General features: G+C 68.6%; 24 protein-coding genes and 1 pseudogene. 9 read left to right on the top strand and 16 right to left on the bottom strand.

Annotation, left to right across the window (positions count from 1 at the left end; translation table 11 throughout):
* Positions 1-110: 110 nt before the first annotated feature.
* The 3 genes and pseudogenes from HZI36_RS15115 to HZI36_RS27535 all read right to left on the bottom strand — a co-directional run.
* On the bottom strand, positions 111-293 hold the full coding sequence (locus tag HZI36_RS15115; protein ID WP_246327093.1) for a BrnA antitoxin family protein: 183 nt from the start codon (positions 291-293) through the stop codon (positions 111-113).
* Positions 271-471: a BrnT family toxin gene (locus tag HZI36_RS15120; protein WP_343050199.1), complete on the bottom strand. Its 201-nt coding sequence runs from the start codon at positions 469-471 to the stop codon at positions 271-273. The genes HZI36_RS15115 and HZI36_RS15120 overlap by 23 nt, the downstream gene beginning before the upstream one ends.
* Before the next feature lie 81 nt (positions 472-552).
* Positions 553-663: pseudogene (locus HZI36_RS27535) on the bottom strand (sugar ABC transporter permease); the annotation flags it as partial.
* 121 nt (positions 664-784) lie between these two features.
* On the opposite strand from HZI36_RS27535, the gene HZI36_RS15130 reads away from it, so the two are divergent.
* Genes HZI36_RS15130 through HZI36_RS15145 form a run of 4 tightly spaced genes read left to right on the top strand, consistent with a single transcriptional unit; the run spans position 785 to position 3,884 of the window.
* Entirely contained in the window at positions 785-1,246 is a 462-nt protein-coding gene (locus HZI36_RS15130) for a Fur family transcriptional regulator (RefSeq protein WP_179403461.1), read from the top strand.
* Between the two features lie 52 nt (positions 1,247-1,298).
* A complete protein-coding gene (locus HZI36_RS15135; protein WP_179403462.1) occupies positions 1,299-2,207 on the top strand; it encodes a metal ABC transporter solute-binding protein in 909 nt (302 codons plus the stop codon).
* A complete protein-coding gene (locus tag HZI36_RS15140) occupies positions 2,207-3,103 on the top strand; it encodes an ABC transporter ATP-binding protein (protein ID WP_179403463.1) in 897 nt (298 codons plus the stop codon). Before HZI36_RS15135 ends, HZI36_RS15140 begins: the two co-directional genes overlap by 1 nt.
* Positions 3,096-3,884 (top strand): metal ABC transporter permease, encoded by a 789-nt coding sequence (locus HZI36_RS15145; protein ID WP_179403464.1) that lies wholly within the window; start codon positions 3,096-3,098, stop codon positions 3,882-3,884. Before HZI36_RS15140 ends, HZI36_RS15145 begins: the two co-directional genes overlap by 8 nt.
* 95 nt (positions 3,885-3,979) lie before the next feature.
* Here HZI36_RS15145 and fghA read toward each other — a convergent pair whose 3' ends face one another.
* Positions 3,980-4,828, bottom strand: coding sequence for an S-formylglutathione hydrolase (fghA, locus tag HZI36_RS15150; RefSeq protein WP_179403465.1), 849 nt, complete (start codon positions 4,826-4,828; stop codon positions 3,980-3,982).
* 10 nt (positions 4,829-4,838) lie between these two features.
* Positions 4,839-5,945 carry an S-(hydroxymethyl)glutathione dehydrogenase/class III alcohol dehydrogenase gene (locus HZI36_RS15155; protein ID WP_179403466.1) on the bottom strand — a complete coding sequence of 369 codons (1,107 nt, stop codon included), beginning with the start codon at positions 5,943-5,945 and terminating at the stop codon, positions 4,839-4,841.
* Positions 5,946-6,539: 594 nt separating this feature from the next.
* Between HZI36_RS15155 and HZI36_RS15160 the strand changes: the two genes are divergently transcribed.
* On the top strand, positions 6,540-7,898 hold the full coding sequence (locus HZI36_RS15160; protein WP_179403467.1) for a solute carrier family 23 protein: 1,359 nt from the start codon (positions 6,540-6,542) through the stop codon (positions 7,896-7,898).
* Positions 7,899-8,013: 115 nt separating this feature from the next.
* Here the strand turns inward: HZI36_RS15160 and HZI36_RS15165 are convergent, their stop codons facing one another.
* From HZI36_RS15165 to HZI36_RS15175, 3 genes are read right to left on the bottom strand one after another with little or no spacing between them, the layout of a single operon-like run.
* On the bottom strand, positions 8,014-9,534 hold the full coding sequence (locus HZI36_RS15165) for an efflux transporter outer membrane subunit (protein WP_179403468.1): 1,521 nt from the start codon (positions 9,532-9,534) through the stop codon (positions 8,014-8,016).
* Complete coding sequence (locus tag HZI36_RS15170) at positions 9,534-12,728, bottom strand: efflux RND transporter permease subunit (protein ID WP_179403469.1); 3,195 nt, start codon at positions 12,726-12,728, stop codon at positions 9,534-9,536. Before HZI36_RS15170 ends, HZI36_RS15165 begins: the two co-directional genes overlap by 1 nt.
* Positions 12,729-12,743: 15 nt before the next feature.
* Complete coding sequence (locus HZI36_RS15175; RefSeq protein WP_179403470.1) at positions 12,744-14,015, bottom strand: efflux RND transporter periplasmic adaptor subunit; 1,272 nt, start codon at positions 14,013-14,015, stop codon at positions 12,744-12,746.
* Between the two features lie 399 nt (positions 14,016-14,414).
* Here HZI36_RS15175 and HZI36_RS15180 point away from each other — a divergent pair, with 399 nt between their 5' ends.
* Positions 14,415-15,056 (top strand): TetR family transcriptional regulator, encoded by a 642-nt coding sequence (locus tag HZI36_RS15180; protein ID WP_179403471.1) that lies wholly within the window; start codon positions 14,415-14,417, stop codon positions 15,054-15,056.
* Positions 15,057-15,065: 9 nt separating this feature from the next.
* On the opposite strand, the gene HZI36_RS15185 is transcribed toward HZI36_RS15180, so the two are convergent.
* From HZI36_RS15185 to HZI36_RS15210, 6 genes are all read right to left on the bottom strand, one after another.
* Positions 15,066-15,782 carry an SRPBCC family protein gene (locus HZI36_RS15185; protein WP_179403472.1) on the bottom strand — a complete coding sequence of 239 codons (717 nt, stop codon included), beginning with the start codon at positions 15,780-15,782 and terminating at the stop codon, positions 15,066-15,068.
* Between the two features lie 72 nt (positions 15,783-15,854).
* The gene (locus HZI36_RS15190) at positions 15,855-16,214 is read right to left on the bottom strand and encodes a DUF427 domain-containing protein (RefSeq protein WP_179403473.1); all 360 of its coding nucleotides are present in this window, start codon (positions 16,212-16,214) and stop codon (positions 15,855-15,857) included.
* 192 nt (positions 16,215-16,406) lie between these two features.
* Entirely contained in the window at positions 16,407-16,844 is a 438-nt protein-coding gene (locus HZI36_RS15195) for a carboxypeptidase-like regulatory domain-containing protein (protein WP_179403474.1), read from the bottom strand.
* 69 nt (positions 16,845-16,913) lie between these two features.
* On the bottom strand, positions 16,914-18,389 hold the full coding sequence (locus HZI36_RS15200; protein ID WP_179403475.1) for a DegQ family serine endoprotease: 1,476 nt from the start codon (positions 18,387-18,389) through the stop codon (positions 16,914-16,916).
* 100 nt (positions 18,390-18,489) lie between these two features.
* The gene (locus tag HZI36_RS15205; protein ID WP_179403476.1) at positions 18,490-19,815 is read right to left on the bottom strand and encodes an ATP-binding protein; all 1,326 of its coding nucleotides are present in this window, start codon (positions 19,813-19,815) and stop codon (positions 18,490-18,492) included.
* 3 nt (positions 19,816-19,818) lie between these two features.
* Positions 19,819-20,481 carry a response regulator gene (locus HZI36_RS15210; protein WP_179403583.1) on the bottom strand — a complete coding sequence of 221 codons (663 nt, stop codon included), beginning with the start codon at positions 20,479-20,481 and terminating at the stop codon, positions 19,819-19,821.
* A gap of 189 nt (positions 20,482-20,670) precedes the next feature.
* On the opposite strand from HZI36_RS15210, the gene dacB reads away from it, so the two are divergent.
* From dacB to HZI36_RS15225, 3 genes are all read left to right on the top strand, one after another.
* Positions 20,671-22,278: a D-alanyl-D-alanine carboxypeptidase/D-alanyl-D-alanine endopeptidase gene (gene dacB, locus HZI36_RS15215; protein ID WP_179403477.1), complete on the top strand. Its 1,608-nt coding sequence runs from the start codon at positions 20,671-20,673 to the stop codon at positions 22,276-22,278.
* Positions 22,279-22,407: 129 nt separating this feature from the next.
* The gene (locus HZI36_RS15220) at positions 22,408-23,352 is read left to right on the top strand and encodes a sterol desaturase family protein (RefSeq protein WP_179403478.1); all 945 of its coding nucleotides are present in this window, start codon (positions 22,408-22,410) and stop codon (positions 23,350-23,352) included.
* Positions 23,353-23,445: 93 nt separating this feature from the next.
* Positions 23,446-24,582, top strand: a complete 1,137-nt coding sequence (locus HZI36_RS15225; RefSeq protein ID WP_179403479.1) for an SGNH/GDSL hydrolase family protein — start codon at positions 23,446-23,448, stop codon at positions 24,580-24,582.
* Between the two features lie 8 nt (positions 24,583-24,590).
* Here HZI36_RS15225 and HZI36_RS15230 read toward each other — a convergent pair whose 3' ends face one another.
* Both HZI36_RS15230 and HZI36_RS15235 read right to left on the bottom strand, forming a co-directional pair.
* Complete coding sequence (locus tag HZI36_RS15230) at positions 24,591-25,619, bottom strand: L-threonylcarbamoyladenylate synthase (RefSeq protein ID WP_179403480.1); 1,029 nt, start codon at positions 25,617-25,619, stop codon at positions 24,591-24,593.
* Positions 25,620-25,630: 11 nt separating this feature from the next.
* Complete coding sequence (locus HZI36_RS15235; protein ID WP_179403481.1) at positions 25,631-26,827, bottom strand: 5-(carboxyamino)imidazole ribonucleotide synthase; 1,197 nt, start codon at positions 26,825-26,827, stop codon at positions 25,631-25,633.
* Positions 26,828-26,935: the final 108 nt, after the last annotated feature.

Genomic DNA, 26,935 nt, shown 5'->3' on the forward strand with positions numbered 1-26,935 from the left:
AGTTGCTTGATCAGCTCCGGGTCAAGGTTCAAGCCCTTGCCCGGTTCAATCGTCACTTCTTCCTTGCGTTTGCGTGGCATAAAGTGGCTCCTTGGCCATCAGTTTATGCCTCACACACAAGGTTCCGGATAGGCTCCGGCATCCAGTCGCATCGTCACCGCCTGCTTCGGCGGCACGTGCAGCTCGGCACGCGCGAAGAACTCGTCATCGAGTTCCGGGATGTCGCTCGTGTCGATCTGCTCATCCTTGAGCTTGGCCAGCCGCTTCCAGTCAGTTTTTGATGCTTTGCTCATAACGCCTCGCTTCGTACTTCGTCGCCTTGCGAGCCGAGACAATCCGAATCACCGGCCCGTCACGCTCGACGTAAACCACCACCGCCATCATCGCCTTCATCCAGCCTAGCGCCGTCCAACGTTCTTCGCCGTAATCCTCCCGTCCGAATGCGTGGCGACACACTGACGCCCATTTCACTTCTCGCCTCCCCGCCTACTGCAGCAACCGCTCCGTGCTTCGGCAAATGGCCACGCTAGCGGGTTCAATCCCGCAAATCCATCAGACTCGGCTGATTTTTCTCGTCAAAAATCGGAACGCCGACGCGAGCCCGACGTCGAACTGCTGCAGGCCGCGCGCGTAGATCAGGTACGACAGATTCGTCGGCGATGTGGGACAAGGTTCCGTGGCCGCGCGTGCGGCGCACGCGGGAGGGGCGGGACGCGAAGAGAACGTGCGCGACGGGACGATACGTTATATCATCTCCTCACGATCCGTTTCATCGCACCATGCCATGAATGCCCCCCTGTCAATCGCCGAGCGCCTCGCGCGCGCCGACGCATTCGCCGCCGAGCACGGTCTCGCGTGGACGCCGCTGCGCCGCCAGGTCTACGAACACGTGCTCGCGGCCCAGAAGCCGATCGGCGCGTACGACCTGCTCGCCGCGCTCGAGCCGCAACGCGGCCGCGTGCCGCCGACGACCGTCTACCGCGCGCTCGACTTCCTCGTCGAGCACGGCCTGATCCACCGGATCGAATCGAAGAACGCGTTCTTCGCGTGCTGCGAGATCGGCCAGCCGCACGAAGGCCAGTTCCTGATCTGCGAATCGTGCGGCGACACGGTCGAGATCCCCGGCGCGGACCTCGCGAAGAAGTTGTCCGAGAGCGAGCCCGCGCACGGCTTCGAGGTGCATCACCAGGTCGTCGAGCTGAGCGGCATCTGCGGGCACTGCAAGACTCATCCGGGGCGCGGCTGATCCCGGCCGCGCCCTTTCTCGCTTCCCTCATCACAACGACACGAGGAGATTCATGTCCATCGCCCTGTCGCGCACGCCGCTGCGCGCCGTTTCGCGTCCGTTCCGCTGGCTCGTGGCCGGCCTCGCCGCGCTGTCGGTCGCGGGCCATGCGTTCGCCGCGCCGGTGAACGTCGTCGCCGCGGAAAACTTCTACGGCGACGTCGCCACGCAGATCGGCGGCAGCCACGTCGCGGTGACGAGCATCCTCAGCAATCCGGACGAGGATCCGCACCTGTTCGAAGCGAGCCCGAAGACCGCGCGCGCGCTGCAGCAGGCGCAGGTCGTGATCTACAACGGCGCCGATTACGATCCGTGGATGGCGAAGCTGCTGTCCGTGTCGAAGCAGCCGAGTCGCGTGACGATCGTCGTCGCCGATCTGATCGGCAAGAAGGCCGGCGACAACCCGCATCTGTGGTACGACCCGGCGACGATGCCCGCCGCCGCGCGCGCGATCGCGGCCGAGCTCGGCCGCGCCGATCCCGCGCACAAGGCCGAATACGACGCGAACCTCGACAAGTTCGTCGCGTCGCTGAAGCCGATCGCCGACAAGGTCGCCGCGCTGCGCGCGAAATACAAGGGCGTGCCGGTGACCGCGACCGAGCCGGTATTCGGCTATGCCGCCGCCGCGGTCGGGCTCGACATGCGCAACCAGCGCTTCCAGCTCGCGACGATGAACAACACCGAGCCGACCCCGTCGGACGTCGCCGCGTTCGAGAACGATCTGCGCAAGAAACAGGTGCGCGTGCTGATCTACAACGGCCAGACCGAAGATCCGACGACGAAGCGGATGCGCAAGATCGCGCACGATTCGGGCGTGCCGACGGTCAGCGTCACCGAGACCGAGCCGCGCGGCAAGACCTTCCAGCAATGGCAGCTCGGTCAGTTCGACGCGCTCGGCCGCGCACTCGCCACCACCAAATAATGAACCGTTCACCGCATGCGCTCGAGCTCGAGCGCGTCACGCTCGAGCTCGCCGGACGCACGATCCTGCGCGACGTGAGCTTCTCGATCGAGCCCGGCGAGTTCGTCGGCGTGCTCGGCCCGAACGGCGCCGGCAAGACGACGCTGATGCGCGCGATCCTCGGCCTCGTGCCGACGGCCGGCGGCTCGCTGCGGGTCGGCGGCACGCCGGTCGCGCGCGGTAACGCGTCGATCGGCTACATGCCGCAGATCCGCAGCGCGCTGTCGGGCCGGCGCGTACGCGGCTACGACTTCGTCGCGATGGCGGCCGACGGGCATCGCTGGGGGCTGCCGCACGCGAGCGCCGCGACGCGGCACGAAGTCGACCGCGTGCTCGAGCTCGTCGGCGCCGCGCAGCTCGCGCGCCGGCCGCTGTCCGAGCTGTCGGGCGGCGAGCGCCAGCGCCTGCTGCTCGCGCAGTGCCTGCTCGGCGGCCCGAAGCTGCTGCTGCTCGACGAGCCGCTGATCAGCCTCGATCCGAACCACCAGCGCGGCGTCGTCGAGCTCGTGCGCCGCGTGCAGCGCGAGCTCGGCATCACCGTGCTGTTCTCCGCGCACGAGCTGAATCCGCTGTTGAACGCGCTCGATCGCGTGCTGTATCTCGGCAACGGCGTCGCGGCGCTCGGCACCGTCGACGAGGTGATCACGAAGCCGGTGCTGTCGCGGCTGTACGGCTCGCCGATCGACGTGATGCGCGTGAACGGCCGGATTTTCGTGATGTCGGGCGACGTCGAGGTCGAGAAGCACGACCACGAGCACGAAGACGAGGACGGCAACGGCCATTCGCACGGCGGCGGCCATCATCACGGCCACGGCCACGCGCATCCTCACGACAGCGGACACTCACACGATGTTTGAATACGACTTCATGATCAACGCGTTCGCGGCCGCGGGGATCGTCGCGGTGCTCGCGGGCATCGTCGGCTACTTCCTCGTGCTGCGCGGGCAGACGTTCGCGGGCCACGCGCTGTCGCACGTCGGCTTCACCGGCGCGACGGGCGCGGTGCTGCTCGGCATCCCGCCGATCTGGGGCATGGTCGGCTTCACGCTCGCGGCCGGCGTCGGGATGGGCGCGCTCGGCGAGCGGCTCGCGGGGCGCGACGTCGCGATCGGCGTGGTGCTGTCCGGCGCGCTCGGCTTCGGCCTGTTGTTCCTGCACTTCTTCACGTCGTTCGCGACGCAAGTGACGGCGCTGTTGTTCGGCAACGTGCTCGCGGTCAGCCAGTCGACGCTCGGCACGCTCGCCGGCATCGCCGTCGTGAGCCTCGCCGCGCTCGCGGCGATCGCGCGGCCGCTGCTGTTCGCGTCGCTGCAGCCGGAGCTCGCGGAAGCGAAGGGGGTGTCGCTGCGCGCGGTGTCGACGCTGTTCCTCGCCGTCTGCGCGCTAACGGTCGCCGCGTGCACGCAGATCGTCGGCGTGCTGCTCGTGTTCACGCTGCTCGTCGGGCCCGCGGCGGCCGCGCAGAATCTCGCGACGCGGCTGTCGAACGGCGTGTGGCTCGCGGCGATCTTCGCACTCGGCGAGGCATGGCTCGGCATCACGCTGTCGTACTACACGGACTGGCCGACGAGCTTCTGGATCACGACGCTGTCGGCGGCGGTGTATGCGGTGAGTTTGTTGGGGAAGTTGAGAAGTTGAAGGCGACGGATGTCGCGTGACGCATGCGCCCCCAAAGAACAACACCCCGCTCGAATCGAGCGGGGTGTTTGCGTTTCATCGCTGGTCGCTTTCGTCTACCGCCCCAGCACCCGCGCATGATGCGCGAGATGATCCTCGACGAAGCTCTGGATGAAGTAGTACCCGTGGTCGTAGCGCGGATGCCGCCGCAGCGTCAGCGGCTGCCCCGCCGCCAGGCACGCGGCCTCGAACACGTCCGGGTTCAGCTGGTTCGCGAGGAACTGATCCGCGAGCCCCTGATCGATCAGGATCCCGTCCGCGAACTTCCGCGCATCCGCGCGCGCGACGAGCTCGCTCGCGTCGTACCGCTTCCACGCTTCGCGATCCGCGCCGAGATAGCCGGAGAACGCCTTCTCGCCCCACGGGCAGCGCATCGGCGCGGCGATCGGCGCGAACGCCGACACCGACCGGTACACGTCCGGATTGCGCAGCGCGAGCACGAGCGCGCCGTGCCCGCCCATCGAATGCCCGAAGATCCCGAGCCGCGCGCCGTCGATCGGCAACTCGGCCAGCACCGTCTCGCGCAATTCGTCGACGACGTACGAATACATCCGGTAATGCGCGGACCACGGCGCCTCGGTCGCGTCGACGTAGAAGCCCGCGCCGACGCCGAAATCCCACGCGCTGGCATCATCGGGCACGCCGTCGCCGCGCGGGCTCGTGTCCGGCGCGACCAGCGCGAGGCCGTGCCGCGCCGCATACTGCTGCGCGCCGGCCTTCATCGCGAACGTCTCCTCGGTGCAGGTCAGCCCCGCGAGATAGAACAGCGCCGGCACGCGGCCGTGCGCGGCCTGCGGCGGCAAGTACACCGAGAACTTCATCGGCAGGCCGATCGTCGCCGAGTCATGACGATAGAAGCGCTGCTCGCCGGCGTGGCACGCGTGCGACGAAACGAGTTCGAGCATCGCCGCGCCCTCAGTAGAGCACGACCGAACGGATCGACTCGCCCTTCTTCATCAGGTCGAAGCCGTCGTTGATCCGCTCGAGCGGCAGCGTGTGCGTGATCAGGTCGTCGATGTTGAGCTTGCCTTCCATGTACCAGTCAACGATCTTCGGCACGTCGGTGCGCCCGCGCGCGCCGCCGAACGCGGAGCCCTTCCATTCGCGGCCCGTCACCAGTTGGAACGGCCGCGTGCTGATCTCCTCGCCCGCCGCCGCGACGCCGATGATGAACGACTGGCCCCAGCCCTTGTGCGTGCATTCGAGCGCCTGGCGCATCGTCGTCACGTTGCCGATGCATTCGAACGAGTAGTCGGCGCCGCCGTCGGTCAGCTGCACGATGTGATCGACGACGTTCGGCACCTCCTTCGGATTCACGAAGTGCGTCATCCCGAACTTCTTCGCGAGCTCGACGCGCGCCGGGTTGATGTCGACGCCGATGATCTTGTCCGCGCCGACCATCTTCGCGCCCTGGATCACGTTCAGGCCGATCCCGCCGAGCCCGAACACGACGACGTTCGCGCCCGCCTCGACCTTCGCCGAGTACACGACCGCGCCGACGCCCGTCGTCACGCCGCAGCCGATGTAGCAGACCTTGTCGAACGGCGCGTCCTCGCGGATCTTCGCGACCGCGATCTCCGGCACGACGATGTAGTTCGAGAACGTCGACGTCCCCATGTAGTGGAAGATCGGCTTGCCGTCGAGCGAGAAGCGCGACGTCGCGTCCGGCATCAGGCCCTTGCCCTGCGTCGCGCGAATCTTCTGGCACAGGTTCGTCTTGCGCGACAGGCAGAACTTGCACTCGCGGCATTCGGGCGTGTAGAGCGGAATCACGTGGTCGCCTTTGCGCACGGTGCCGACGCCCGGCCCGACGTCGACGACGACGCCCGCGCCCTCGTGTCCGAGAATCGCCGGGAAGATCCCTTCGGGGTCCGCACCCGACAGCGTGTAGTAGTCGGTGTGGCAGATGCCCGTCGCCTTCACCTCGATCAGCACTTCGCCCGCGCGCGGCCCGTCGAGATCGACTTCCTCGATCGTCAGCGGCGCGCCGGCCTTCCATGCAATTGCGGCTTTCGTCTTCATCGTGTGTGACTCCTGTCTGTCGTGTCGATCCGGGCGAGCGCTTGAGCGCTTGCCCGACTTCATGCAAAGCGGGACGTGGCCGCGCGCCGCGCGCATCGAACGCGCGCCGCGCGGGGCAATGAAATCGTGCTCGCCATGATCGCCGTTTCACGCGCGCGCCGCGTGCGCAAAACAGCCTACGGCTTGCCGGAATACGTCATCGATGACGCTTCTCGACAAGCGCCCGAGTGTAAACGGACGCCGCAGAGCGTGCATCGGCCAGCACGCGCGAGAGCGTCGATCGGCATGCGTACAAAGGGGTTTCGCGGGTTAACCCGCTCCCGTTTTCGGACAACCCGAATCGCCATTATTCGAATCCTCCCATACACACCATAAAGCAACCGATATCCGATAACCGGCCGACCGGCATTTTGCACGGGTATAAATCAGGAAACCACACCGCCAGGCAGGCCCCGCCATGTAATCTCCGGAAACCGACGCCACCCCCGCATATCGAACCTGCAAAGCACGGAATAGAACCACGTACTCTTGTTGCGCGAAGACATTCCGCATACCTTGCTGCTATCCCGAATACAAGATGATGGAGTGAGACAGATGCAAACGAACACGGTCCATCCGTGCGATGAAGTGCTGCCGGCAGGCAAGCTCGTCACGCTCGGCCTGCAGCACGTTCTCGTCATGTACGCCGGCGCGGTCGCCGTCCCGCTGATCATCGGCGGGGCCCTGAAACTGCCGAAAGATCAAATCGCGTTCCTGATCAGCGCCGATCTTTTCTCGTGCGGCATCGCCACCCTGATTCAGACGCTCGGCATCTGGATCTTCGGCATCCGGCTGCCCGTGATCATGGGTTGCACGTTCGCGGCGGTCGGCCCGATGATCGCGATCGGCACCGATCCGAACCTCGGCCTGCTCGACATCTACGGCTCGACGATCGCCGCCGGCATCATCGGCACCTTGCTCGCGCCGCTGGTCGGCCGATTGCTTCGATTCTTCCCGCCCGTCGTCGTCGGCACCGTGATCGCGGTGATCGGCCTGTCGCTGATGGAGGTCGGGATCAACTGGGCCGCGGGCGGCGTCGGCAATCCCGAGTACGGCAGCCCGATCTTCCTCGGCCTGTCCCTGTTCGTGCTGATGCTGATCCTGCTGATCAACAAGTTCGGCAAGGGCTTCGTCTCGAACATCTCGGTGCTGCTCGGCATCGTGGTCGGCTTCATCATCGCGCTGGCGATCGGCCGCGTGAACATGGCGGGTGTCGCCGCCGCGCCGTGGGTCGGCCTGATCCTGCCGTTCCACTTCGGGATGCCGCACTTCGACCCGCTCGCGATCACGACGATGGTCATCGTGATGTTCGTCACGTTCATCGAATCGACCGGGATGTTCCTCGCGATCGGCGACCTCGTCGACCGTCCGGTCGACCGCGAAACGCTGGTGCGCGGCCTGCGCGTCGATGGTCTCGCGACCGTGATCGGCGGCATCTTCAATACGTTCCCGCACACGTCGTTCTCGCAGAACGTCGGCCTGATCGGCATTACCGGCGTGAAGAGCCGCTTCGTCTGCACGACGTCGGGCGTGATCCTCGTGATCCTCGGGCTGTTCCCGAAGATGGCGCAGGTCGTCGCGTCGGTGCCGCCGTTCGTGCTCGGCGGCGCGGGCATCGTGATGTTCGGGATGGTCGCGGCGAGCGGGATCAAGGTGCTGACGAAGGTCGACTTCGTGAAGAACCACCACAACCTGTTCATCGTCGCGGTCAGCATCGGCATGGGCCTCGTGCCGGTCGTGTCGCCGCACTTCTTCTCGAAGATGCCCGGCGCGCTCGCCCCGATCCTGCACAGCGGGATCCTGCTCGCGGCCGTGTCGGCCGTGATCCTGAACATCGTGTTCAACGGCGCGAAGGCCGTGAACACGGACGCCGACGCGCATTCCGCCAGCGAGTTCTCCGCCGACCTGCACTGACGAAAAGCGCGCGCACCGTGACCGGTTGCGCGCGACACATGAAAAAAACGCCACGAAGCGCTGCGCTTCGTGGCGTTTTTGTTTGCGGATTTTGTTTGCGGATTGGCCGCCCGGCTCAGCCCGCGCTCGCGCCCGACGCCGGCGCGGCCGCCTTGTCGTAGTCGACCGGTTGATCCGCCGGACGCGGCGTCTCGCCGGCCCGCTCGATCCAGCCGCCGCCGAGCGCGCGGTACAGGTCGACGAGGTTCGTCCAGCGCGCGAGACGCGCGTTGATCAGCGACTGCTGCGCCGCATACAGATCGGTCTGCGCGGTCAGCACCGACAGATAGCTGTCGACGCCGTTCTTGTAGCGCAGGTCCGACAGTTCGAAGCGACGCTGCTGCGCGTGCTCGTTGCGTTCGAGCGCGGCGATCTGCTGATCGTACGTGCCGCGCGCGGCGAGCCCGTCCGACACGTCGCGGAACGCGCTCTGGATCGCCTTCTCGTAGTCCGCGATCTCGATGCGCTTCTGCACGTGCGCGAGATCGAGGTTCGCCATGTTCGCGCCGCCCTCGAAGATCGGCGCCGCGATCTGCGGCGCGAACGACCACGCGGCCGAGCCGGCCTTGAACAGCCCGCCGAGCGTCGGGCTCGCGGTGCCGAACGCGGCCGTCAGCGAGATGCGCGGGAAGAACGCCGCGCGCGCCGCGCCGATGTTCGCGTTCGCGGCCAGCAGTTGCTCCTCCGCCTGCATCACGTCCGGGCGCCGCGTCAGCAGATCCGACGGCAGCCCCGCCGGCACGTCGGTCAGCAGATTCTGCGCATCGAGCGGCAGCCCGGCGGGCAGATCGTCCGGCAGCGGCTCGCCAACCAGCAGCACCAGCGCGTTCACCGCCTGCGCGCGCAGACGCGCCTGCGCCTGCTGGTTCGCCTGCGCGGTCTCGACGACCGTCTGCGCCTGCCGCAGATCGAGCTCCGAGCTCGTGCCGTTGCTGAACGTCAGCTTCGTCAGATCGTACGACGCCTGCGCGGTCTTCAGCGTGTCGTCGGTCACCTTCAGCAGATCGTCGTACGCGAGCACCGTCAGGTACTGGTCCGCGACCTGCGACACAAGCGAGATCTCCGCGGCCTTGCGCGCCTGCGCGGTCGCCAGATACTCTGCGAGCGCCTGGTCCTTCAGGCTCTGCACCCGGCCGAACAGGTCGATCTCCCACGACGCCTGCAGCCCGACGTTGTACGTCGTCGAGATGTTCAGGCCCCGCGCGTAGCCCGGCAGCAGCGAGTTCGGCGTGCGCGTGCGGCTCTCGGAGCCGACCGCCTGAATCGTCGGCAGCAGCTGCGCGCGCGTGATCTGGTACTGCGCGCGCGCGGCCTCGACGTTCAGCACCGACACCCGCAGATCGCGGTTGTTCTTCAGCGCGATCTCGATCAACCGCTGCAGCCGCGGATCGACGAAGAACTCGCGCCAGCCGATGTCGACGGCCGCCTGCCCGTTCGCGCTGCGCGCGCCGGCTGCGCCCGGCTGCGTCGCGTAGACGCCGCCCGACGGGAACGTCTGCGCGACCGGCGCCGCCGGCCGCTCGTAGTGCGGCGCGAGCGTGCAGCCGGTGGCGAGAAGCGCGACCGCCATCGCGGTCAAAGCGTGTTTATGCATCATCACTGGTCCTTCTTGTCGTCGTCGCCGTGCTGCTCCGACTGGTGGAAGTGCGCCTGCGCGAGACGCAGCGCATCGTCGACGTCTTCCTTCTCTCCGCTGAAGATCGAGCGCACCTTCACGAAGAACATCGGGATCATGAAGATCGCGAGGAACGTCGCGGTCAGCATCCCGCCGATCACGCCGGTGCCGATCGCATGCTGGCTCGCCGAGCCCGCGCCGTTGCTGATCGCGAGCGGCAACACGCCGAGAATGAACGCGAGCGACGTCATCAGGATCGGCCGCAGCCGCAGCCGCGCCGCCTCGAGCGCGGCCTCGATCGGGCCCATCTTCTCACTCTGCTGCAGATCGCGCGCGAACTCGACGATCAGAATCGCGTTCTTCGCGGAGAGGCCCACCGTCGTCAGCAGGCCGACCTGGAAGAACACGTCGTTCTCGAGCCCGCGCAGCGTCGCCGCTAGCAGCGCGCCGATCACGCCGAGCGGCACGACCATGATCACCGAGAACGGGATCGACCAGCTCTCATACAGCGCCGCGAGACACAGGAACACGACGAGGATCGAGATCGCGTACAGGATCGGCGCCTGCGAGCCCGACTGGATTTCCTGGAACGACAGGCCCGTCCACGAATAGCCGATGCCCTGCGGCAGTTTCGCCGCGATCTTTTCCATCGCCGTCATCGCCTGGCCGGTACTCTTGCCCGGCGCGGCCTGGCCCTGGATCTCCATCGACGAGACGCCGTTGTAGCGCTCGAGCTTCGGCGATCCGTACGTCCAGTGGCCGGTCGCGAACGCGCTGAACGGCACCATCCCGCCCGAACCGTTGCGCACGTACCAGATGTTCAGATCCTCCGGCGTCATCCGGAACGGCGCGTCCGACTGCACGTACACCTTCTTGATCCGGCCGTCGATATCGAGGAAGTTGTCGACGTACTGCGACGCCCACGCGATCGAGAACGTCTGGTCGATCGCCGCCGGCGTCACGCCGAGCGCGTTCGCCTTCTCGCGATCGATGTCGACCTTGTACTGCGGCGTGTCGTTGAGCCCGTTCGGACGCACGCCCTGCAGCGTCGGATCCTTCGCGGCCATCATCAGCAGCTGGTTGCGCGCGGCCATCAGCGCGTCGTGGCCAAGGCCGGCGCTGTCCGTCAGCTCGAAGTCGAAACCGGCGGCGGTGCCGAGTTCCGGAATCGACGGCGGGTTGAACGGGATCACGAGCGCATCCTTGTACCGCCCGTAGCGCGCGAACATCCGGCCGATCAGCGCCTGCACCTTCTCGTTCGCGTGCTGACGCTGCGCATAGTCCTTCAGCTTCACGAACACGAGGCCCGAGTTCTGGCCACGGCCCGCGAAGCTGAAGCCGTTCACCGTGAACGCGGATTCGACGATGTTCTTCTCGTCGGTCAGCAGGTAGTGCGAGATGTTCTCGAGCGTGCGCTCGGTCGTTTCCTGCGTCGAGCCGGACGGCGTCTGCACGATCACGAACATCAGGCCCTGGTCCTCATCCGGCAGGAACGACTTCGGCAGCCGCACGAACAGCAGGCCGACCGCGACGATCACGGCCAGATAGATGATGAGCCAGCGGCCCGAGCGCTTGATCACGTGGTGCACGCCGACGTGATACTTCTCGCGGCTCGCGTTGAACGTACGGTTGAACCAGCCGAAGAAGCCGGTCTTCGCCTCGTGATGACCCTGCGGGATCGGCTTCAGGATCGTCGCGCACAGTGCGGGCGTCAGAATCAACGCGACCATCACCGACAGCACCATCGCCGACACGATCGTCAGCGAGAACTGCCGGTAGATCGCGCCGACCGAACCGCCGGAGAACGCGACCGGCACGAACACCGCCGACAGCACGAGCGCGACGCCGACGAGCGCGCCGGTGATCTGGCCCATCGCCTTGCGGGTCGCGTCTCTTGGCGACAGTCCCTCCTCGGCCATCACGCGCTCGACGTTCTCGACGACGACGATCGCATCGTCGACCAATAGACCGATCGCGAGCACGAGGCCGAACATCGACAGCACGTTGATCGAGAAGCCGACGAGCGACATGATCGCGAACGTGCCGAGCAGCACGACCGGCACCGCGATCGTCGGGATGATCGTCGCCCGCAGGTTCTGCAGGAACAGATACATCACGAGGAACACGAGCACGACCCCCTCGAGCAGCGTCTTGACCACTTCCTCGATCGACAGCCGCACGAACGGCGTCGTGTCGTACGGATACTTGACGACGAGGCCGTGCGGGAAGTACTTCGACAGCTCGTCGATCTTCGCGCGCACCGCCTTCGCGGTCGCGAGCGCGTTCGCGTTCGTCGCGAGCTGGATGCCGAGCGCGGCGGTCGGCTGACCGTTGTACTTCGTGTCGAAGCTGTAGTTCTCGCCGCCGAGCTCGATCTTCGCGACGTCCTTCAGGCGCACCTGCGAGCCGTCCGGATTGACCTTCAGCAGCACGTCGCCGAACTGTTCCGGCGTTTGCAGCAGCGTCGCCTCGGTGATCGTCGCCTGCAGCACCGTGCCGGGCACGGCCGGCGTGCCGCCGAGCTGGCCGCCCGCGACCTGCACGTTCTGCGCGGCGATCGCGTTCGTCACGTCGGTCGGCGTGAGGCCGTAGTTCGTGAGGCGGTTCGGGTCGAGCCAGATCCGCATCGCGTACTGCGAGCCGAACAGCGTGACGGTGCCGACGCCGTTGATCCGGCTGATCGGATCCTGCACGTGCGACGCGACGTAGTTCGCGAGGTCGTACTTGTTCATGCTGCCGTCTTCGGAGTTGAAGGCAAGCACGAGCAGGAAGCTGCTGGACGATTTCGTCACGCGCAAGCCGAGCTGCTGGACGACCTGCGGCAGAATCGGCGTCGCGAGCGCGAGCTTGTTCTGCACCTGGACCTGCGCGATGTCGGCGTTCGTGCCCGGCGCGAACGTGATCGTGATCGTCGCGTTACCCGAGTCGTCACTCGTCGAGGACATGTACAGCATCCCGTCGAGGCCGCTCATCTGCTGCTCGACCACCTGCGTGACGGTGTTTTCCACTGTCTTCGCGGAGGCGCCCGGATAGTTCGCGGTGATCTGGATCGAAGGCGGCGCGATCGTCGGATACTGCGAGATCGGCAGCGTGAAGATCGCCGCGACCCCGGACAGCATCAGGATGATCGCGATCACCCACGCGAAGATCGGGCGATCGATAAAAAACTTAGCCATGTAGCCGGCTCCCGGTTATTGCGCGGACGAAGCCGCGGCGGACGATGCCGCGGCGGCGCCGGACGCGGGCGCTGACGTGGACCCTGACGCGGCGACGGCCGGCGCGGTGCCCGACGCGGCAGCGGCACCGGAAGCGGCGCCCGGCGCCGGCGGGAGCTGCGCCGGCGACGCATGGACAGGCGTGCCCGGCCGGGCCTTGTCGATACCCTGCACGATCACGCGGTCGCCCGCCTGCAGGCCGCTGTCGACGATCCAGTCCTGGCCCCGCATCCCGGTCGTGACGAGCGGGCGCGGCTCGACCTTGCCCTTCGCATTGACGATCATCGCGATCGCCTGCCCCTTCTGGTCGTGCGTGACGCCGATCTGCGGGATGAGGAACGCGTGGTCGTTCATCCCCTCCTCGATGCGCGCGCGCACGAACATGCCGGGCAGCAGCGTGCCGTTCGGGTTCGGGAACTGCGCGCGGATCGTCACGGAGCCGGTCGACTGGTCGACGGTCACGTCGGAGAACTGCAGCTTGCCGGGTTCCGGATACGGCTTGCCGTCCTCGAGAATCAGCGTGACCTTCGCCGCGCCGGGGCCGCTCGTCGTCAGCTTGCCGCTCTGGATCGCCTGACGGAGCTTGAGGCCGTCGAGGCTCGACTGCGTGAGGTCGACATAGACCTTGTCGAGCTGCTGGACCGTCGACATCAGCGTGGCCTGGCTCGCCTGCACGTACGCGCCCGGCGTGACCTGCGAGATGCCGACGCGGCCGGAGATCGGCGAGCTCACGTCGGTGTAGCCGAGGTTGATCTGCGCGGTGTCGACCGCGGCCTTGCCCGACGCGACGTCGGCGGCCGCCTGGCCTTGCGCGGCGACCGCGTTGTCATAGTCCTGCTTGCTGATCGCGTTCGCGGCGACGAGCACCTTGTAGCGCGCGACGAGCGCGTTCTGCGTCGCGAGATTCGCCTGCGCCTTCGCGAGCGCGGCCTTCGCGCTGTTCAGCTGCGCGACGTACGGCGCGGGATCGATCTTGTACAGGCGCTGGCCGGCCTTCACGTCGGCGCCTTCGGTGAACTCGCGGCGCAGCACGATGCCGTCGACGCGCGCGCGCACCTGCGCGACCAGATAGGCGCTCGTGCGGCCCGGCAGTTCAGTGTAGACCGGCACGGAAGTCGGCTCGGCGGTGATGACGCCGACTTCCGGCGTTTGCGACGGCGGCGCCGTTTCTTTTTTCCCGCACGCGGCCAGGAAAACGGCGGCCGTCGCGACAGTGATTAAGCGGTATGGAACCCGTTCGACGCGCATGGAGCGACCTCTTGTTAACCATTGGAATGAGTGCGGCGCTCGGCCCGAGCGCTGCACGGATGCGCCTCGCGGCGCTGATCGAACACCAGAATTGCCGGACTGCCGGGTACAGCTATGAGCACTCGACCGCTGTGCTGACGAGATGCCACCCAAAGGGGCAGATTGTTACTAGGGCGGGAATCAGCAGAGTGGGATATTAACTGATTGCAACTAGAGTCATTCGATCGTAGGGTGGCATTGTACATACATTCATGAATGTATGTATGATTCGCCATCGCAACGTTCCGTCCCGCCGATCTTACGAATGGTTGCCCAACGCAAGCATGTCGGTTGGGGGACGACGGCGACAGGTATCCGCCCCTATCATCCGGTTACACCGATCGATCACCCGAGCCCGCCATGGTCAGACGCACGAAAGAGGAAGCGCTCGCGACACGCGACCGCATCCTCGACGCCGCAGAGCACGTCTTCTTCGAGAAGGGCGTGTCGCACACGTCACTCGCGGACATCGCCCAGCACGCGGGCGTCACGCGCGGCGCGATCTACTGGCATTTCACGAACAAGGCGGATCTGTTCGACGCGATGTTCGGCCGCGTGATGCTGCCGATCGACGCGCTGAAGAACGACCCGGCGGGCGCCGCCTGCCCGGACCCGCTCGGCAAGGTGCGCAAGATCCTGACCTGGTGCCTGCTCGGCGTCGCGCGCGATCCGCAACTGCGCCGCGTGTTCGAGATCCTGTTCATGAAGTGCGAGTACGTCGCCGACCTCGAGCCGCTGCTGCAGCGCAATCGCGCGGGGATGAGCGACGCGCTGAGCAAGATCGAGGTCGACCTGAAGGCTGCCGTCGCGCGCGGGCAACTGCCCGCGCGGCTCGACACGCGGCGCGCGACGCTGATGCTGCATACGCTCGCCAGCGGCTTCGTGCGCGACCTGCTGATGCTGCCCGACGAGATCGACGCGGAGCGGCATGCGGAAAAGCTCGTCGACGGCTGCTTCGACATGCTGCGGCTGAGCCCGGCGATGCTTCGGGACGAGGACTGACGGGGACGCTCAGCCGCCGTTGAACCAGCGCGCCGCGTAGAGCAGCGCGGCGACGAACACGATGATCGCGGCCCACGCCCAGATCGGCACCGGGTTCGATGTACGGTGATGCAGCAAGCTCGCCGCGCGCCCGGTCAGCGCGCCGGCGAGATCGTGCGCGGGCGCGGCACCGCGCCGCATCGCGCCGGCGAGCGCCGCCGGCCGCAGAAACACGTGATGGCGTCGCACACCCGCGCTGCGCGCGCGGTTCGGCGCAAGGCCGTGCTTCGCCTGCACGACCGCGCAGAACTCGCTGAAGAAGTCGTCCGCCCATTCGCCGAGCGCATTCTCGATCTGGCGCGCGGGCAGCTCGGCGAGCGGGCCCGTCGCGGTCGCCCAGACCGAATACTCGATGCGGGTCGCGTCGGCGGCCGCGCCGTCGGGCACGAGCGCGAGCCGGATCTGGCCGCGCAGCGCGCCGAGCCCGTCCGCGCGCGCCTTGAAGTTCAGCGCCCGGACCGTCCGGCCGGACGCTTCGTGTTCCTGGCCCGCGACGTGCGCGCGCACGTCGTAGCGCGCGCGCAGCGGGCCGAGCGGCACGGTCAGCGTCAGCGCATACTCGCCGCGCGACAGCGCCGCGAACGATTCGCAATGATCGAAGCTCGCGCGCAGCAGCGCGAGATCGTCCAGCGCGTCCCGGACGATCGACGGCGCCAGCGGCACGTGCAACGCGTCGTTCAGTTCCATGTTGCCTCCCCGATGAATCGAGCCGCGCCAGGCCGGGCCACGTGAGGTCGGGCTGCGTCAGGCCGGACCGCGTCAGGACGTCTCGGCGATCCGGTCGACCCGCGCGGCATCGAACGCCACATAGCGCGCGAGCGCGCCGGCCGCCTCCGTCGGTTCCTCATAGCTCCAGGCGGCGTTTTCGATCACGCCGTCTTCTGTCTGCAAGTCGAAATAGGTCGCCCGCCCCTTGAGCGTGCAGACGGTCGTATGCGTGGACGGCAGGAGCCGCCGCATGTTCACGTCCGCGCGGGGCAGGTAGTGGACGTCCGGCAAGCCCGCTTCGCGCACCGTCAGCGCGCCGAGCGTATCGGCGTATGTGATCCCCTGGTGGATCACGCGCACGCGATGCCGGTTCGGCACGATTTCGAGGCGAGAACGGACGGCGTCGGACATCGTCACCCCCATTTGTTCGCGCGGCCCGACCCGCCGGCCCGATCGCGCACCCAAAAACAAAGCCACAGCACGTGGGCCGTGGCTTTCATTATCGACGAAACTCGCGCGGAATGCCCACTGCGGCGCACTGCGGCGCAACGTGGCGCAGCCCGGCCGGCCGCACGCGGGCGGTCAGCCCGGCGCCTGTTGGCGCTACTGCGCGGTCCAGGTGAACGCCGCCTTCACGCCGCCCTTCGCGGGCACCGTGACCGTGCGCGCGTCCTCCTTGCCCTGATACGACGCATGCACCGTGTAGTGCCCCGCCGGCAGCTTCACGAGCATGTACGGTCCGCGCGCGTCGGTCTTCAGCACGTCGGTGCCGTTCGTATCGGTGATGTGCACGTGAACGTCCGCGAGAAACTCGCCGCCCGCGCCGGTGAAGCGCAGCGCCAGCGGCCACGCGGACTCGCTGCGCTGGAACGCGGTGGATTCGTCCTGCCCGACGCCGCCGGACGTGAAGCTGACGGCACCCTGCTGATGCACGGGGGGCAGGCCGTTCGACTGCGCATATGCGCCGCCCGCGACACCCACGATGCCGATGGCCAGCGCCGCCGCGATTGCGAATCGTGAAACGATGCGTTGCTGTTGCATGGCTCTCTCCTTGAATCGGAAGGGACAGCCGGACGCCGCGGCGCCCGGCACGTCACTCCGGCCGCCGGATCAGCTCAGGTCGACCGGAACGAAGATCTGCGCGTTGTCGCGCTGGATCAGCAGCGCGAGGCTGTTGCCCGCGCCCTTCACCGCGCTGAGCAATTGATCGGGGCTCGTCACCGGGCGGCCGTTCACCGCGAGGATCACGTCGCCGGGCTGGATGCCCGCGTTCGCCGCCGGGCCGCTCACCTGCTGGACGATCAGCCCGTGCGACAGCGACGTCGCGCTGCGCTCCTGCGGCGTCAGCGCCCGCACCGCGACGCCGAGGCGCCCCTGCTCGACCGGCGAGCCGTCGTTCGACGCCACCTTCGCGTCGGACAACGCGCCGAGCGTCACCGCGACCGTCTTCTTCGACTTGTCGCGCCAGATCTGCAGTTCGGCCTTCGAGCCCGGCTTCAGCCCGGCGATCTGCGACGGCAGCGACGTCGAATCGACCACCGGCGTGCCGTTCACCGACAGGATCACGTCGCCCGGCTGCAGCCCCGCCTTCGCGGCCGGGCCGCTCGGATCGACCGAGCTGACGAGCGCGCCGTCGGGCTTCGGCAGGCCGAACGAGCTCGCGAGCGTCTGGTTGAGCCCCTGCACCGCGACGCCGAGGCGGCCGCGGCTCACGTGGCCGGTCTTCACGAGTTCATCCTTGACCTTGATCGCCTCGTTGATCGGAATCGCGAACGACAGGCCCTGGAAGCCGCCCGTCTGCGAGTAGATCATCGAGTTGATGCCGATCACCTCGCCGTTCAGGTTGAACAGCGGGCCGCCCGAGTTGCCCGGGTTGACCGGCACGTCGGTCTGGATGAACGGCGTGTAGTTCTCGTCGGGCAGCGAGCGCGACTTCGCGCTGATGATGCCGGACGTCACCGTGTTGTCGAAGCCGTACGGCGAGCCGATCGCGACGACCCACTGGCCGACCTTGCTCTGGCTCGGATCGCCGATCTTCACGGTCGGCAGGCCGGATGCGCTGATCTTCAGCACCGCGACGTCGGACTGCTTGTCGGCGCCGACGACCTTCGCCTTGTACTCGCGCTTGTCGGTCAGCTTCACGGTGACGACGTTCGCGCCGTCGATCACGTGCGCATTGGTCAGGATATACCCGTCCGTGCTGATGATGAACCCGGAGCCGAGGCTCGCGCTCGGCTGGTCGTCCGGCTGCCCGTCGCCGCCCATCCCCGGCATCTGGCCGTAGAAGTGCTTGAAGAACTGGTAGAACGGATCGCTCGGATCGACCGGCAGCTGCTGCATGCCGCGCTGCGCGGCCTGCTTCACGACGTGCTTCGCGCTGATGTTGACGACGGCCGGGCCGTACGTCTCGACGAGCCCCGAGAAATCCGGGATGCCCGTCTTCGCCGCCGCCTCGGCCGGCATCAGCGCGGCCGCCGCGGCCGGCGTGATCGGCTGCACGTGGCGCGTGCCCGCGACGTAGCCGGCGGACAGCGCGGCCGCCACCGCGACCGCTACGACACCACGCGAAAGGAATCGGGTATTCATCGCTTGACCTCCTCTTTGTTACCCCGGAGCGTAAAGGCGCTGACTTAAAGCACGCTTAACCGACCTTAAACGGGGCTTAAACGCGGACTTAAACGCGGACTTAAACGGGGGCGCGCACGTCGGCATCGCGGAACACGACGCTGACGAGCAGCCCGCCCGCCTTCGCCTCGCCGAGCGACACGCTCGCGCCCTGCTGCGTCGCGACGCGCTTCACGATCGCGAGCCCGAGCCCGCTGCCGGACACGTCGGTGCGCGCGCGCGCCGAACTGTCGCGATAGAAGCGGTCGAACACGTGCTCGCGCTCGCCGGGGGCAATCCCCGGCCCGCTGTCGCCGATCTGCACGCACGCGCGGCCGGCCGCGTCGCGTACCAGCGACACGTCGATCCGGCCGCCGTCCGGCGTGTACTTGACCGCGTTGTCGAGCAGATTGCCGAACATCACGCGCAGCGCGGCGACGTCGGCGACGACGGCCGCCGATTCGCTCTCCTCGAAGCCGAGATCGATGTCGCGCCGCTGCGCGAGCGGCGCGTGCGCGGCCACGCATTCGGCGACGAGCGCCTGCAGGTCGACGGGCTCGCGCACCGTGTGGCCGTCCGGCTCCGCGCGCGCGAGCGCGAGCAGTTGCTCGGCGAGGCGCGTCGCGCGCGTGACGCCGCTCTGCAGGTCGACGAGCGCTTCGCGGCGCGCGTCGTCGTCCTTCGCGCGCGCGACGAGCTGCGCCTGGATCTGCACGGCCGCGAGCGGCGTGCGCAGCTCGTGCGCGGCATCGGCGACGAACGCCTTCTGCGTGTCCAGCGCCGACGACAGGCGCGCGAGCAGCCCGTTCAGCGCGCGCACGAGCGGCTGCACCTCGAGCGGCAGCCGCGCGTCGGGCAGCGGGTCGAGCGCGTCCGGGCGGCGCGCCTCGACCGCGCGCGTCACGCGGCCGAGCGGCGCGAGCCCGCGCCCGACGATCATCCAGACCGCCGCGCCGAGGAACGGCAGCAGCACGATCAGCGGCCACAGCGTGCGCAGCGCGACGTTCGCCGCGAGCCGGTTGCGCACCGACAGCGGCTGCGCGAGCTGCACGACGTTGTCGCCGACGATCGCGCCGTACACGCGCCAGTCGCCGCGATCGGTGTGCTCGGTCGAGAAGCCGAGTTCCGCGCGCGGCGCGATCGGCGCGCGCGGATGCGAGAAGTACATCAGCATCCCGTTGCGGTTCCAGATCTGGATCACGATCCCCTCGTCGCCGTTCGTGCGCGAGCTGAACACCTGCGAGAACGGCTCGGACGGCAGCGCGGCGGCGATTTCCTGGAGCTGGTAGTCGAACAGCTCGTTCGCCTCGGCGAGCGCCTGCCGGTAGATCAGCCAGCCGGCCGCGCCGACGCCGGACACGACGATCGCGAGCAGCCAGATCAGCAGTTGATGACGGATCGACCTCACGCGTCAGCTTTCCTTCACGACCATGTAGCCGAGGCCGCGCACGTTGCGGATCAGGTCGGCGCCGAGCTTCTTGCGCAGCGCGTGGATGTAGACCTCGACGGTGTTGCTGCCGATCTCCTCGCCCCAGCCGTACATCTTCTCCTCGAGCTGGCTCTTCGACAGCACCGCGCCGGGGCGCGCGAGCAGCGCCTCGAGCAGCGCGAACTCGCGCGCGGACAGCGCGACCGGCGCGCCGTCGAGCGTCACCTGGTGCGACGCCGGATCGAGCGTCAGCGCGCCGTGGCGGATCAGCGATTCGCTGCGGCCCGCCTGGCGGCGGATCAGCGCGCGCATCCGCGCACCGAGCTCGTCGAGATCGAACGGCTTCACGAGATAATCGTCGGCGCCCGCGTCGAGCCCCTTCACGCGATCGGCCACCGCGTCGCGCGCGGTCACGATCAGCACCGGCAGCACGAGCCCGCGCGCGCGCAGCGTGCGCAGCACGTCGATCCCGTCGCGCTTCGGCAGCCCGAGATCGAGCAGCAGCAGGTCGTACGCGTCGCCGCCGAGCGCGGTGAGCGCCGCGTCGCCGTCCTGCACCCAGTCGACCGCGAAGCCGTCCGTGCGTAGCGCCTTGCGCACGCCCTCGGCGATCATCCGGTCGTCTTCGACAAGCAATATCCGCATCGTGATCGACGTGAAGTCGAGCGAGTCCAACATGCGGCCATTGTAGCGCCGCCTCCCGCGACGACGCCGGGCGCCGCGCCCGAATTCATCGGTTTTTTGCGCGCTTGTCTCTACAATGTGCGCTTTCGCGCCGCGTGCGCCGCCCGCGCGACCGTTATTCACGACTGCCCACGTTTGCCGATTTAGTCCATGCCGATCCTCTGTCCCGCCGCCCGCCCGACGCCTCGCGCCCGTATGCACGGCGCCCGCCTCTGCGCGCGCGCGGCCGCCATCGCCGCCATCGTCACCGCCTGCGCCGCGCTCGCGTTCGCGCCGCCCGCGCTCGCCGCCAAGAAGAAGCACCAGCGCCTGCACCCGCACACGGCCGCCGCGGCCGTCGCCGTCTCGCGCGCGCCGCTGCCCGCGTCCGTGCTCGTCGCGCTCGCGCGCGCGAAGGTGCCGGCGTCGGACATCAGCGTGGTCGTCGAGCGCGTCGGCGATCCGACGCCGCTCGTCGCGTGGAACGCGGACCGCCCGATGCTGCCCGCGTCGACGATGAAGCTCGTCACGACGTTCGCCGGCCTGTCGATCCTCGGCCCCGACTACCGCTGGCGCACGAGCGCGTATGCGGACGGCACCGTCGACCCGGACGGCACGCTGCACGGCAGTCTGTACATCAAGGGCACCGGCGATCCGAAGCTCGTGCCCGAGGAGCTGATCGACCTCGTCGACAAGATCCGCAAGGCCGGCATCCGCAAGATCGACGGTGGCCTCGTGCTCGACAAGAGCTATTTCGCCGCGTCGACGCGCGACTTGCCGCCGTTCGACGACGACGCGTCCGCGCCGTACAACGTCGGCCCCGATCCGCTGCTCTACGCGTTCAAGGCGCTGACGTTCACGGTGACGCCGAACGACAACGGCACGGTCGCCGTCGACGTGCTGCCGCCGCTCGACAAGCTGTCGATCAGCAACCAGCTCGTCGAGAGCGGCGGCTCGTGCGGCGCGGCGGCCAGCGCCGCGCACCCCGCGCTGACGACGGGCGCCGACGGGATCGTCACCGCGTCGTTCGCCGGCGACTATCCGCTGCGCTGCGGGCCGTCCACGACGAACATCGCGATCCTCGACCACTCGACGTTCTTCGCGCGCGGCTTCCTCGCGCTGTGGAAACAGCAGGGCGGCACGTTCGACGGGCAGATCACTGAGGGCAAGGTGCCGACGGCCGCGCGCCTCGTCGCCGTGCATCACGGGCCGGTGCTCGGCAGCATCGTCTACGACATCAACAAGTTCAGCAACAACGTGATGGCGCGCAACCTGTTCCTGACGATCGGCGCAGCCGGCACAGGCGCGGCCGGCACAGGCGCGGCCAGTGCCGGTGCGGTCGCCGGCAAGCCGCCCGCGACGACCGAGCAGTCGAGCCGCGTGATCCACGCGTTCCTGCAGAAGAGCGGGATTCCGATGCCCGATCTCGCGCTCGACAACGGCTCGGGCCTGTCGCGCGAAGAGCACGTGAGCGCGCGCTCGCTCGCGGCGCTGCTGCAGGCCGCGAACGCGAGCCCGGTCGGGCAGTCGTTCATCGATTCGCTGCCGATCGCCGGCATCGACGGCACGATGAGGAACCGGCTGACGAACGCCGACGTGCTCGGCAACGCGCACATCAAGACCGGCACGCTGCGCGACGTGCGCGCGATCGCCGGCTACGTCGCCGCCGCGGACGGCACGAGCTACGTCGTCGTCAGCTTCATCAACGACGAGCACGCGGAAGGCGCGCGCGCCGCGCACGACAGCCTGCTCGAGTGGGTCTACGCGAACGCGCACTGACCGCCGAGGGAACCCTCTACGCTCCCCTCTCGCCTATCGCATAACGATTGCGTAGGCTTGTCGCCTGACCCGACGCGCCCCGGCCTGGCGCCGCGCCGCGTCGCCAGGAGAAAAAGAGGAGACACGCTGATGCGGTTCGACGTCGAATGGCTGCTGCTCGCGCTCGCGCCGGTATTCCTGCTGTGCATTGGCTGGGAAGCCTGGCACGTCGCGCGCACGCGCCCGGACGAGCGGCTGTACGCATGGCGCGACACGCTGTGCAACGCCGCGCTCGCGCTGATGCACCAGGGCGCCGACAAGCTCGCGTGGCTCGCCGTGATCCCCGTCTACGCCTACTGCTACGCGCATTGGCGCGTGTTCACGTGGCCGGCCGGATGGCTGTCGTTCGTCGTGCTGTTCATCGGGCAGGACCTGCTCTACTACGTGTTCCATCGCTGCAGCCATCGCGTACGCTGGCTGTGGGCCGCGCACGTCGTCCACCACTCGTCCGAGCGGCTGAACCTGTCGACCGCGTTTCGCCAGAGCCTGATGTACCCGGTCGCCGGCATGTGGGCGTTCTGGCTGCCGCTCGCATTGCTCGGCTTTCCGCCGCAGCAGATCGTCGGCATCGTGCTGATCAATCTCGCGTTCCAGTTCTTCGTGCACACGCAGACGATCGGCAAGCTCGGCTGGCTCGAATACGTGCTGAACACGCCGTCGATCCATCGCGCGCATCACGCGCGCAATCCGCGCTACATCGACCGCAACTACGCGGGCGTGCTCGTGATCTGGGATCGGCTGTTCGGCAGCTACGTCGAGGAGTCGCCCGACGACCCGCCGCAATACGGCATCGTCGAGCCGCTGAACTCGAACAATCCGCTCGTCGCGACCTTCCACGAATGGGGCGCGATGGCGGCGGCCGCGTGGCGCGTCGAAGGCTGGCGCAACAAGCTGCGCGCGATTTTCGGGCCGCCCGAATGGGCGAGCGCCTATCATGCGCAGATCGATGCGCAAATCGATGCGCGGATCGCGAGCGGCGATGCCGCCGGGCGCGCGGCGGCACCGCTCGCCGCCGCCGCGCGCGGCAAGCGCTGACTTTCCGACGCGCCGCGCCGCCGCGTGCCCGTGCGGGCATCCGGCACGCGTGGCGCCACAATCAAGGCCAACTATCTACGAGGAGACCCAACGATGGCACGACAAACCGCCCCGACCCACCCGACCCACCCGACCCTTCGCCGCACCGCGCGGACCGCGATCGCGGCCGCCGCGTTCGCGCTGCTCGCCGCATGCGGCGGCGGCGGCGACAGCAACACCGCGAGCAGCACGCCGTCCGCCGGCGTGAACATGCAGGTGGTGTCGTTCGGCGACAGCCTGTCGGACGCCGGCACCTATTCGCCGCAGATCCTGATCGGCTTCGGCGGCGGGCGCTTCACGACGAACCCGGGGCAGGTCTGGACGCAGGACGTCTCCGCCTACTACGGCAACCCGCTGACGCCCGCGAACGAAGGCGGCTTCGGCGTGCCGCTGAAGGCGACGGGCGGCCTCGGCTACGCGCAGGGCGGCTCGCGCGTCACGCAGCAGCCGGGCATCGGCCACGCGGCCGCCGGCACCCCGAACTCGGACTACTCGCAGGCGACGACGACGCCGATCGCCACGCAGGTCCAGCAGTACCTGTCGCAGCACGGCAGCTTCAACGCGAACCAGATCGTGCTGATCAACGGCGGCGCGAACGACATCTTCTATCAGGCCGAGGCCGCGCAGGCCGCGGGCAACACGCTGCCCGCGCAGGCTGCCGCCGCGGCCGGCATCCAGCTCGCCGCGCAGCAGCTCGCGGGGATCGTCCAGCAGATCGTCGCGTCGGGCGCGACGCATGTGTTCGTCTCGAACGTGCCCGACATCGGCGGCACGCCGTTCGCTGTGTCCGGCGGCACGCAGACGACGTTCACGCAACTGACGCTGCTGTTCAACGGCACGCTCGCCGCGGCGCTGCAGGCGCTGAACGTCGACACGACGAAGTACACGCTGATCGACGCGTTCAAGTGGCAGGACGGCATCACGGCCGCGTATCAGGCGAACGGCTTCACAGTGTCGAACACCGGCACCGCGTGCAACCTGCAGGCGATGGTCGCGGCCGCCACCCAGTTCGGCGAGCCGGTGCCGTCGGCGTTCGGGTCGTCGCTGTTCTGCTCGCCGCAGACCTACACGACGCCGAACGCGGATCAGACCTACATGTTCGCCGACACCGTGCATCCGACCACGCACCTGCATGCGCTGTTCGCGCAGTACGTCGAGCAGCAGATCGCGGCGACCGGCGTCGGCAAGTAAGCGGCGCGCTATCCCTGCGCGTCGAACGCGGCGGCCGCGCGGCCGAGCCGGTCGTTGACCGCGATCCACTCGACGGTGTCCGGCAGCTTCTCGACGAGAATCCGCGCGACCTGCGCGCGATCGAGCGCGCGCAGCATGCCGTACAGCTCGCGCGCATAGGCCTGCGGATCCTCGGGCGCCGCGATGAAATGCACGTCGCCCGCCTGCGCCCAGCGGCCCGCGCGCGACGCGCGCGCGACGAGCGCGACCCGCTCGCCCGCCGCGTGCGCCGCCGCGAGCAGCGGCTCGAGCGCGTCGAACGGCAGCAGCGCGAGCGGCGTGCGCGGCGCGTAGTGCGCCTTCAGCGTGCCCGATGCACGCGGCGCGGTCGCGTCGCTGCCGTCCGGCAGGCGCGGCGCGCGGCCGAGCACGTCGGCAATCTGCCGAGGCGTGACGTGCCCGGGGCGCAGCAATGCCGGAAAGCCGCGCGACAGATCGAGAATCGTCGACTCGATCCCGACCTCGGACGCCCCGCCGTCGAGCACGTGCACCGCGTCGCCGAACTCGTCGCGCACATGCTGCGCGGTCGTCGGGCTCACGTGGCCGAAGCGGTTCGCGGACGGCGCCGCGACGCCGCCATACCCGCCGCGCCGCGCGCTGAACGCCGCCAGCAGCGCCTGCGCGACCGGATGCGACGGGCAGCGCAGCCCGACCGAGTCCTGCCCGCCGCTGACCGCGTCCGGAATCCGCGCGGCGCGCTTCAGGATCAGCGTCAGCGGGCCGGGCCAGAACGCGGCGATCAGCTTCAGCGCATCGTCCGGCAGCGTGTCGACCCAGTAGCCGGGGTCGCCCCCCGGCGGCAGATGCACGATCACCGGATGGTTCGCGGGACGGCCCTTCGCCGCGTAGATCCGCGCGACCGCGTCCGGATTCGCCGCGTCGCCGCCGAGCCCGTAGACCGTCTCGGTCGGAAACGCGACGAGCTCGCCCGCATCGAGCAGCCCGGCGGCTTCGTCGATCTGCTCGGACGTCACGGGCTTCGGAAGTTCGATCGGCATCGGCGCGCGCCTCAGTCGAGCGGCACGCGCAGCAGGCGCGCGCACGCGGTGGCCGCGTCGACCGCTTCGTCGAGCGTCGCGGCGGTGAAGTTCACGTGGCCCATCTTGCGGCCGACGCGCGCCTCTTCCTTGCCGTACAGATGCAGGCGCGCGGCCGGCATCGCGGCGACCTCGTCCCACGGCGGCGTGACGGCGTCGCCGCTTGCGCCGTCGGGGAACCAGACGTCGCCGAGAATGTTCAGCATCGCGGCCGCCGAATGCAGCGCCGGATTGCCGAGCGGCATGCGCGTCATCGCGCGCACCTGCTGCTCGAACTGGCTCGCGGCACACGCATCGACCGTGTAGTGGCCGGAGTTGTGCGGGCGCGGCGCCATCTCGTTCGCGACGAGCGAGCCGTCCTCCAGCACGAAGAACTCGACGCACAGCACGCCGACGTAGTCGAGCGTCGCGGCGATCCGCATCGCGGCCTGCTGCGCGTCGCCGACGAGCGCGTCGTCGGCCGCGGGCGCCGGCACGACGGTCAGCGACAGGATGCCGCCGTGATGCGTGTTCTGCGCGAGCGGGAACACCGCGCACCGGCCGTCGACGCCGCGCGCGATCAGCGCGGACACCTCGTACGCGAGCGGCAGCATCTTCTCGAGCACGCACGGCACGCCGCCGAGCGCCGCGTGCGCGTCGCGCGCTTCCCGCGCGGTGCGCACGCGCACCTGGCCCTTGCCGTCGTAGCCGAGGCGCGCGGTCTTCAGGATGCCGGGCAGCACCGCGTCGAGCGCCGCGTCGTCGAGCGCGGCCATCGTCGCCGCGGATTCGATCACGACGTGCGGCGCGACCGGCACGCCGGAGGCTTCGATGAAGCGCTTCTCCGCGATCCGGTCCTGCGCGATCGCGACGCAGCGGCCGGCCGGCGCGACGAACGTCGTCCGCGCGAGCAGATCGAGGCTCGCGGCCGGCACGTTCTCGAACTCGGTCGACACCGCATCGCACAGCTCGGCGAGCTCGGCGAGCGCCGCCTCGTCGTCGTACGCGGCGCGCAGATGGCGGTCCGCGACCGCGCCGGCAGGGCTCGTCGGATCGGGATCGAGCACCGCGACGCGATAGCCCATCGATTGCGCGGCGAAGCAGAACATGCGGCCGAGCTGGCCGCCGCCGACCATGCCCAGCCACGCGCCGGGCAGGATCGGGGATTTTGGGGAAGCAGTGGTGGTCATGTCAGCCTCCGCCGGGCCGCCCCAAGGAGGCTGACCGCCCCCTCGGGGGGCAGCGAACAAAGTGAGCGTGGGGGTCGTTTCATGTCAGTAATCGGTCGCGGCGGGGGG

Source organism: Burkholderia guangdongensis (assembly GCF_013403875.1).
GTDB classification, from domain to species: Bacteria; Pseudomonadota; Gammaproteobacteria; order Burkholderiales; family Burkholderiaceae; genus Burkholderia; species Burkholderia guangdongensis.

Bases quoted from the DNA above. Each gene is read 5' to 3' on its own strand.
- HZI36_RS15195 (WP_179403474.1), bottom strand. From the start codon at position 16,844: ATGCAACAGCAACGCATCGTTTCACGATTCGCAATCGCGGCGGCGCTG.
- HZI36_RS15235 (WP_179403481.1), bottom strand. From the start codon at position 26,827: ATGACCACCACTGCTTCCCCAAAATCCCCGATCCTGCCCGGCGCGTGG.
- HZI36_RS15230 (WP_179403480.1), bottom strand. From the start codon at position 25,619: ATGCCGATCGAACTTCCGAAGCCCGTGACGTCCGAGCAGATCGACGAA.
- HZI36_RS15190 (WP_179403473.1), bottom strand. From the start codon at position 16,214: ATGTCCGACGCCGTCCGTTCTCGCCTCGAAATCGTGCCGAACCGGCAT.
- HZI36_RS15170 (WP_179403469.1), bottom strand. From the start codon at position 12,728: ATGGCTAAGTTTTTTATCGATCGCCCGATCTTCGCGTGGGTGATCGCG.
- HZI36_RS15155 (WP_179403466.1), bottom strand. From the start codon at position 5,945: ATGAAGACGAAAGCCGCAATTGCATGGAAGGCCGGCGCGCCGCTGACG.
- HZI36_RS15130 (WP_179403461.1), top strand. From the start codon at position 785: ATGAATGCCCCCCTGTCAATCGCCGAGCGCCTCGCGCGCGCCGACGCA.
- HZI36_RS15145 (WP_179403464.1), top strand. From the start codon at position 3,096: ATGTTTGAATACGACTTCATGATCAACGCGTTCGCGGCCGCGGGGATC.
- HZI36_RS15140 (WP_179403463.1), top strand. From the start codon at position 2,207: ATGAACCGTTCACCGCATGCGCTCGAGCTCGAGCGCGTCACGCTCGAG.
- HZI36_RS15165 (WP_179403468.1), bottom strand. From the start codon at position 9,534: ATGATGCATAAACACGCTTTGACCGCGATGGCGGTCGCGCTTCTCGCC.
- HZI36_RS15200 (WP_179403475.1), bottom strand. From the start codon at position 18,389: ATGAATACCCGATTCCTTTCGCGTGGTGTCGTAGCGGTCGCGGTGGCG.
- HZI36_RS15220 (WP_179403478.1), top strand. From the start codon at position 22,408: ATGCGGTTCGACGTCGAATGGCTGCTGCTCGCGCTCGCGCCGGTATTC.
- HZI36_RS15160 (WP_179403467.1), top strand. From the start codon at position 6,540: ATGCAAACGAACACGGTCCATCCGTGCGATGAAGTGCTGCCGGCAGGC.
- HZI36_RS15225 (WP_179403479.1), top strand. From the start codon at position 23,446: ATGGCACGACAAACCGCCCCGACCCACCCGACCCACCCGACCCTTCGC.
- HZI36_RS15185 (WP_179403472.1), bottom strand. From the start codon at position 15,782: ATGGAACTGAACGACGCGTTGCACGTGCCGCTGGCGCCGTCGATCGTC.
- HZI36_RS15135 (WP_179403462.1), top strand. From the start codon at position 1,299: ATGTCCATCGCCCTGTCGCGCACGCCGCTGCGCGCCGTTTCGCGTCCG.
- fghA (WP_179403465.1), bottom strand. From the start codon at position 4,828: ATGCTCGAACTCGTTTCGTCGCACGCGTGCCACGCCGGCGAGCAGCGC.
- HZI36_RS15180 (WP_179403471.1), top strand. From the start codon at position 14,415: ATGGTCAGACGCACGAAAGAGGAAGCGCTCGCGACACGCGACCGCATC.
- HZI36_RS15210 (WP_179403583.1), bottom strand. From the start codon at position 20,481: ATGCGGATATTGCTTGTCGAAGACGACCGGATGATCGCCGAGGGCGTG.
- HZI36_RS15175 (WP_179403470.1), bottom strand. From the start codon at position 14,015: ATGCGCGTCGAACGGGTTCCATACCGCTTAATCACTGTCGCGACGGCC.
- HZI36_RS15115 (WP_246327093.1), bottom strand. From the start codon at position 293: ATGAGCAAAGCATCAAAAACTGACTGGAAGCGGCTGGCCAAGCTCAAG.
- dacB (WP_179403477.1), top strand. From the start codon at position 20,671: ATGCCGATCCTCTGTCCCGCCGCCCGCCCGACGCCTCGCGCCCGTATG.